3 protein-coding genes and 2 pseudogenes are annotated in these 7,754 nt (G+C 61.4%); 1 reads left to right on the forward strand and 4 read right to left on the reverse strand.

What is annotated here, in order from left to right; translation table 11 throughout:
* The 3 genes and pseudogenes from AVME950_RS19925 to AVME950_RS19935 all read right to left on the reverse strand — a co-directional run.
* A partial coding sequence (locus tag AVME950_RS19925; RefSeq protein WP_284431131.1) for a type VI secretion system Vgr family protein occupies positions 1-922 on the reverse strand: 922 nt, incomplete at its 3' end.
* A gap of 180 nt (positions 923-1,102) precedes the next feature.
* Positions 1,103-2,671, reverse strand: a complete 1,569-nt coding sequence (locus AVME950_RS19930; protein WP_284431132.1) for an RHS repeat domain-containing protein — start codon at positions 2,669-2,671, stop codon at positions 1,103-1,105.
* Positions 2,672-2,979: 308 nt separating this feature from the next.
* Positions 2,980-3,630 (reverse strand): annotated as a pseudogene (locus AVME950_RS19935) (transposase); the annotation flags it as partial.
* 133 nt (positions 3,631-3,763) lie between these two features.
* Here AVME950_RS19935 and AVME950_RS19940 point away from each other — a divergent pair.
* Positions 3,764-4,217: pseudogene (locus tag AVME950_RS19940) on the forward strand (integrase core domain-containing protein); the annotation flags it as partial.
* A gap of 25 nt (positions 4,218-4,242) precedes the next feature.
* Here the strand turns inward: AVME950_RS19940 and AVME950_RS19945 are convergent.
* On the reverse strand, positions 4,243-7,203 hold the full coding sequence (locus tag AVME950_RS19945; protein ID WP_284431133.1) for a LysM peptidoglycan-binding domain-containing protein: 2,961 nt from the start codon (positions 7,201-7,203) through the stop codon (positions 4,243-4,245).
* Between the last annotated feature and the right edge of the window lie 551 nt (positions 7,204-7,754).

Here is a 7,754-nt window from a genome sequence, read left to right on the forward strand (position 1 = left end):
CCTCGCGCGGGTGGTTCTCCAGGGTGAAGGTGTAGCCGGGCGCCAGCGCCCGGTGGCGCGACTCGCCCCGCACGGTGCTGTGCCCGGTCAGGCTCGATTGCAGCCGCGAGCGCGCGTAGTTCTCGCCGTCGCCGAACTCGGTGTACCCGCCCGGCCATTCGTAGATCTCGTGGCTGTCGTGCGCGTGCCCCGGCGGGGTCTGGCGCATGTTGGACAGGTCGGCCTTGGGTTTCTTGAAGTCGTAGTCGTCGTTGTAGTGCCGCCCGGGCTTGATCTCCTGCGCCAGCTGCCAGGCGTGGATGTTCTCCTTGTCGGCGACGGCGGCCTTCTCGGGCGGATAGAACGGGATGACGGCCGCGCCCGCGAGCGGGCTGTGCGAGGCGACGATGTCGTCGGCCAGGGTGAGCACATGCTGGCCGGCGCTGTGCTCGTGGAAGTAGTAGATGCCCTCGTGCTCCATGAGGCGCGAGACGAAGGCGCAGTCGGTCTCGTTGTACTGCACGCAGTAGTCCCAGGTGCGGTAGCTCTGGGTGAGCTTGCGCTGCAGCGGGTAGCCGTATTTGCCGAGCACCTCTTCGATGATGTCGGGCACGGTCTTGTTCTGAAAGATCTTGAAGTCGCTTTGCCGCGTGGCCAGCCACAGCCAGGGGCTCAGGCGGGCCTTGTAGGTGTAGAAGCGGTGGTCCTGCCCCTGCAGCCCGAAGCGGGTGACGATGCCGTCCAGGTAGCGCGTGCCGCCCCCTTCGGTCTCCACCACGATGGTGGCGCTCTTGCCCAGCAGGGCCTTGGGGTCGATGGATTTGCTCTCGCTCAGCAGGTCCACGTCCAAGGAGAACAGCTCGGAGAGCGCTTCTTTGCCCTGCAGCTGGCGAAACTGCAACTGCTCGCCCAGGGGCGTCTGGATGGTGACTCGGCGTGTCATGGGGAATGCCGGCCATGCCGGAATTTGTAACGGAAATGGATGCGCGGATAATATCCCTTTACGTCTTATCACCCTCTACCGATTTGACTCAAAATGTAATCCCCATAAGTCAATTAGCGATTTATCTTGATTAAATCAATAGGTGTAATTACTTATGATTTAAGAAGATATCAATAATATTTAAATTATCAGATTGGTATCAGTTAGGAAAAAACCACACCCGTTCATAGCACGCTTATCCGTGGCTTCACGGCGGTTGTAGCGGTGCTCCTCGTTCCACAGGTTGTTGGCCTTGACCAGCGACTTGGCATACACCTGCCGCCCCGCGCCGTCGTACAGGATCTGGTCCGTGCGCTCGGCCACGCCATAACCGGTGTAGCTGGCCATCCGGTTCAGGTCGTCGTAGACGTAGTTGTAGGTTTTTTCCAGCTTTCCGTTGGGTGAGCCTTCTATCGGCCCGCCGCTGTAGGTCTGGTCCTGGGTCCGGTTGCCGGCGTAGTCGTAGCGGTACTGGTGCGTGTCCACCGCACCCGTGACCGAGGACACTTCCTGGCTTCGGATCTGCCGGTTCATGGCGTCGTAGCCGTAGGCGGTCGTGCTGGTGTGGATCACCTGCTGGTCCTGCACCACTACGTTCGCCGGCTGCGACTTCGCATCCGGGCGGATGGTGTTGATCACGTGCGTCGTCACCTGCGAGCGGTTGCCCGCCAGGTCGTACGTGATGCGCACGTCCGCTCGGCTGTCGAACACCGCACGCAGCCGGTTCTGCGCGTCGTACACCAGGTGGTTGTCCTGGTACACCACGTTGTCCAGCACCCCGGAGGACAGCAGCGTCTTTTGCACCATCTTCTCCGACACCCGGTTGCCCGCCAGGTCGTAGCCGTAGCTCGTGGTCTGGCCCAGGTAGTTGTCCCGGATCTCGATGCGCTGGCCTGCACCGTCGTAACGGTAGTCCAGGCTCTTGCCGGCCCCATTGCCCTCGTGCGTGAGGTCGCCCGCCCGGTTGTAGGTGTACTGGAAGTCCACCGTGCCGCCACCGGTCTTGCCGTCCGTGCGCCCGATCAGGCGCCCGAAGGTGTCGTAGGTCCAGGACTGGCTCATACCGGCCGCATCCGTCTGGCCCACCTTGTGGCCCAGCGCGTCGTAGCGGTAGCGTATCTGGTAGGCCAGGGGTGCCACCGGGGTGTTGTCGACCCCGGGTTTCTTGAGGGGGTCGGTGACCTTGACCGTCTCCCGCCCGCTCAGCACCACGTTGCCCGCCCGGTCGTAGCGGTAGCGCGTGGCTTCGTTATTGCCGTTGACCACCCGCACCTTGCGCCCCGCTTCGTCGTACTGGTTGGTCTCCAGCACCGTTTGCATGATCGCGCCGCTGATGTCCACGCCGTTGGAGGCGTGCAGTGCGCCGTCCGCAGGTGTGGCGGTGTTGACCGCCCCGCCCGTGCCATTGACCTCGTAGCGCGAGATGCCCTGCGCCAGCGAGGTCTGCTCCAGACGCGAGAGCTTGTCGTAGCTGTACTTCGTCACCACCGTGCGGCTGTCCGTCACCCGCTCGGCCGAGGACACCTTGTCCCCGAAGGCGTTGTACGCGCTGTCGATCCGGCCGCCGTCGGCATGCCGCTCCTGCACCACGTTGCCCGCCAGATCGCGCACCTGCGCGTTCAGGTTGCCGTTGGCATCGCGCAGGCCCACCTGCCGGCCCAGCGCGTCGTAGTAGATCTTCGTGATCGCCCACGATTGCGCGAAGTTCACGTCCTCGTGCAGCCGCCGCTGCAGAGGACCTTGAACGGACGTGCTGTGATTGGGTTCGCCATGCAGGTTTCATGAATGTTTTACTATTATTTTTATAGCAAAATGCCATAGGTTTACATGCGGCGCAGGCCAAAAACATTAAATAGTCCGCCGTGAACAATTGAGCTTTCAGCAACGGACCGGTCGGCGGTCACCGGGTGCGGCGACCAGTGCTGCAATGACCGCTTGGATCGACATGCCGAATCGGGCGCAATAAAGCCGCAGCGCGGCCAGGATCAGGCGCAGGTTGTGCCCGGCGCCGCCCATCACCGTGTGCAGCGCATCGCCCAGCGCACCCTTGGCTTGGCGTGTGCGTGGCGACCGATCTGCGCGGCCAGGCGCGGTGCCACCCGGTTGTAGTTCTGGCGCAGCCGCAAGCCGTTGTCCTCAGCCACCTTCACCAGATGCTGGCGGCTCTTTTCCAGCAACCGGCTGTCGGTGGGGTACGCAATGGCCTTGGGCATGACGGTCGTGTCTACGATCACTTGCTGCAGGCTCGCCTTCTGGATCACACCTTCCCGTCGGGCGGCGTCGATGCTGGCCGCCAGCAGCGTCTCCACGCCTTCTTCTCCAATGCGCTTCCTTCAGCGCGTCAGGCTTGACGGGTCGATGGGCGCCTCGGTCTGCAGGTAGGTCTCGCCACAGAAGAACTACCAGTGCGGGTTCTCCACCCAGGTCTTGACCACTGCCTCGTCGGAGGCGTCGAAGGTGTGCTGCAGGTACAGCAGGCCGGCCACCAAGCGCGGTGGCAAGGCGGGCCGACCGCGGCCCGAAGTGAACGATGCCGCGAACGTGCGCTCGATCTCGGCCCAGTCGATCAGCGCGGCCAGCTTGACCAGCGGGTGACTCATGTTGATCTGCTCGTCCTGCCGTGGACGGAACAGTTCGGCCGTTTGCGGCTGCGAAGGCTTCGGACCCATTGGACTCCTCAGAGCAATTTGCAAGAAAACAGGTACTGGCAAAAACCATACCTTGCAAATCATGCGCCCAGCACCGCCAGGAACTGCAAGCCAGATCAACGGCTTGGGAATTGTTCAGAGCGGACTATCTATTAAGACAGCGGCCAGTGCACGGGCCTTCTTGAAGGCATTGCACAAGGCCTGCCCGATCAGGATCAACAAGCTGCTGACCGACAACGGCAAGGAGTTCACGGACCGCCTGTTTGCCAGCAAGGAACGCGAACCCAGCGGCAACCATGAGTTCGACCGACTGTGCCGGGAGTTGGGCTTAGAGCACCGGCTGACCAAGCCCAGGACTCCGAGAACCAACGGCGTAGTGGAGCGGTTCAATGGTCGCATAGCGGACGTCCTCAAGACCCACCGGTTCAATAGCCGTGAAGACATGCAGCAGACCTTGCAGCGTTATGTGGCCTTGTACAACAACCAGTTGCCGCAGTCAGCACTGGGCCGCAAAACGCCTATGCTATGCAGGCCATGAAGCAGTGGCACAGAAGAGGCCAGATTTTTTTCACAAGCGGCCATATGATCGTCCGGGATGTGACAAGTAGCACTCATCCGCCCCGCTCTTGGATATCAAAGCTGACAGTACACGTCTAAGCTCCCAGCATGCGCACCTTTAAGAAACTCTTGCAGACGCTTCAAATCGCTTGCGAGTGCGTCTACTGTAGTGACGCAATCAAGTGATTTTCGATTTGCATCCCAACCCACTGTAAAACTAATAGGCGCAGAGCCGGAACTCTGAATCTCCTTTGCTGCAGCAGTCAATTTCTCAATGGCGGAGGCAATGTGAGAACTCGGCATGACTTCTTCTTCGTATTGTTCGTACTGGCGCGAATGCTCAACAGAAAGCAGGCTCCAATAGCCAGTGTGAAAGAGCCATTCAGAAGTTTCATCGAGGAGCACAAGCTCTCGCGCGGGCCCTAATGCGGAGTCCTGCAGATACATGAAATAGGACTTGTGCATGTTTATGGCTTTGCATCTTGTATTAGTGAAGTGGGTCAGCCCATTGCGAACGTCAGATGGTACCCCTGTCTGCGTTGTTCCAGACGGTTTAACTAACGGTACGTTTGCGGGAATTGGGTTTCCAAACTGATCGGTGTACCGCAGCGGCCCGATGACATTGGTGTTCTCAACTCGGAAGTAGTTACCCGCATTGTCATAGACAACTTGCAAGCCCGTACTGGGGTTGGCATAGATTGTCTTCCCCGATGTGGTGTAAGAAATAGTTGGCTTGTCGCCCCCGATAAGCGAAATTGTGTCATTCAGGGAAACGCCTTGCTGGAACGCGTTGTACTTCGCAGCACGTGCCGCGCCGGCAGCATTGGTGACTGGGCCTGTAGGCGCCTCGGTCGCGGGTCGGATCGGCCCAACGAAGTCAGGCACTGCTTGGTTACCGCTATAAGGTTTCAGCTTTGAACCGGCCCCTTCCACATTACCCCCACCCCCTACCTTAGGCGAAACCATGCCACCAAAGCCTTGCGTGATAGCCGCCCCGGCTGCTAACCCCAGCGAGCCACGGTCTGAGGGCAGACCCGCTGCAGTCTGTGCCCGCAGGATATCTGAGGCCATCGGCACCTGCACCATGGATGGGTTGCCATCGCTCGAGGTGATTTGTGCATGGCGTGCTTGGACGCTTTGCATGGCTGCAATGTCACCCGCCGATCGCGCTGCGCTGAAGGCTTGCCGCAGTTGTCCCAGCTCTCGGGCGCGTTGGAGTTCCTGCGGTGTGGAGGCTGCAGGAGTCAGCGCACTGGCCACGTCGTAAGCCAAGTTGCCCACTGTTCGCATGGCACGGTTAACCAAGCCCTCCCCACTCCAATATTCGTTCATTGATGCTCGAGAGAACAAACTGTAGTCCTGGCCCGAGACGGCCGCGGCCCCACTGCCAAGTTGTATGGGCTCCAGCTCCGTGCTTTGAATGCTCCTGACAGTGACAGGATACGTATCGAACCCGCTGCTCCAGCTGTAGCCTCCTTGAGCGTTTCTCCCCAGCAGATCGGGGTTAGAAATCAGACTGCCAGAGGACGACGCAGGCATTGCCGCCAGTGGGGCGACGGCTTCTCTGGCATCGATCCACTGTTCTTGGACTTGCGCAACCGTCCGGCCGTCGGGCATGCCCCCGCTTGCCATCAGTTCCATCCGCTCCAGGTTTGCTTGGCGGTACGTGTCATCGTAGGAACTGTTACCGGGAGCCTGCGCCGTCCAACTGGACAATTGCGTACCTGTGCCAGCCAAGCTGTAGATGGATTCCGGTTGTGGTTGTGGCTGGCTGGCCGCTGCCACGCTCTGCCCCAACGCATTGCCAAACGCATCGGTCGCCACCTGCTGAATACTTACCCGCCCCCCACGCATCACCGCCGCTGCGGTCCCTGCGGCCAAGCCAGTCAAAGTACCCCGTGCCAAGCTACCTGCGAAGTCCCCCAAACCCGAGAACGCAGGGGCCGTTACCGGTCCGGCCAAGCCTTCGCGCAGACTGTATCCGCCAAGGGCCTCACCGACCATCTGGCCCACACCCGCGCCCACCGCGCTGGCGGCCACGCTCTTCCAATCGAAGCGGTCCTGCAAGCCTGTGACCACCCCAATGCCTTGCGACATCACGTTGCCCACGGCTGCGCGGGCAACGGTCGCACCAAACGTCGTGCCCCCCAGTAGTTCCGTATTTGCCAAGCCGGATGACATTCCTCCGCCGATGGCCGACAGCGCCACGCTTTTCCAGCTAAAGCCGTCCTGAACACCCAACACGTTGCCCGCGACCTGACTGGCAACAGAGCCCGCAGCACCACCCACGGCCCCTCCCAGTGCCGTAGTGGTACCGCCCACCGTCAATTCAGGTATGCCCAATTGGCCCAGGAACTGCGGTGCATAAACGGCGACCACAACGGCAATGGCCACCATGATGATCTTGCCCAGTCCCCCACACCCGCCCCCGCCCTGCCCCGCAGGCGCCGGCAGGTTCGGATCCATGCTCCCCGTCACCCGGCTCGGGTCGTACGGCTGGAACGTGTCCACGTTGTTCGCGTTCAGCGCCAGCTTCGGCACGCTCAGCGTCTGCCCCGCCGCCAGCTGCCCGTCGCCCGACACCGCCAGGCCATTGGCCTCCGCAATGCGCCACCACAGCTTGGCATCGCCCAGCACGTTGCGCGCGATGTCTTTGAGCGTCTCCCCGCCCACCACCGTGTAGGCGATCGCGTCCAGGTTCGCCCCCTTGAGTTTCAGCGGCGCCGCGTTCAGCCGGAACTCGGCCGTGTCCACGTACTTCGGTATCTCGCCCGCGTTGGCCGGCGGGTTCTCGCTGTCCGGCGCGTCGCCGTAGCGGGCCAGGACCTCGCCATTGGCCACCAGCTGGCGCTGCACGTGGCCCGGGTTGACCGAGTCGCCCACCCAGCCGCCCAGGTAGCCGCCAGGCAGGTTCTGCACGCGGCCCGTGTGGCCCGCGCCCTGGTTCACGTACACGGCGTTGCCCTGCACGTCGTTCACGAACGCGCGGTTGAACCGCTCGTCGGCCACACCGGTGGTCTGCTCGATGTTGCTCACGAAGCCATTGGCATCGCGCCAGGTCCGAGTGGTGGCGCTCGTGCCACCACGCGTGGCACTCGAGCCGGTTTGCTGGTAGCTGCCGTTCAGGGATTGGTAGTCGTACTTCGTAGTGATAGCATTGCCCTGGCGTCAGTGATGATTGAGACACCGGTTGAATCGTCGGGTTCTGGCCCAATAGTCGTTAAGACCCTTGATGTCCGCCCGTGACGGCAACAGCCTGTTCAGCCATGCTCGCGATGGGATGCGTATGCACAATCGTCCGGACCCCCACCAGGGATAGGCGCAATGGTCGGTGAACCGCTTCGCAACATGAACTGCCCGTTCTCCCGTGTAAGCAACGAACTCGACGCCCGATTTATCCGAGAGCTGCCACAGGTCATTGAAGCCGACGTGCCGCTGAGTCGGGATTACTCCTTCTCGACCTGGGATAACCTGAATGAAGCAACTCCGCCGTGGTTAACGTCGGTCCAAATCCCAGAGTTTGAAGCGAGGCAAGTCTGGTCAATCCACATGCTCCACGGCTGACCAGGCATTTCCTGCACCGCCAA

Source organism: Acidovorax sp. SUPP950 (genome assembly GCF_030158935.1).
In the GTDB taxonomy this organism is placed as follows: domain Bacteria; phylum Pseudomonadota; class Gammaproteobacteria; order Burkholderiales; family Burkholderiaceae_C; genus Paracidovorax.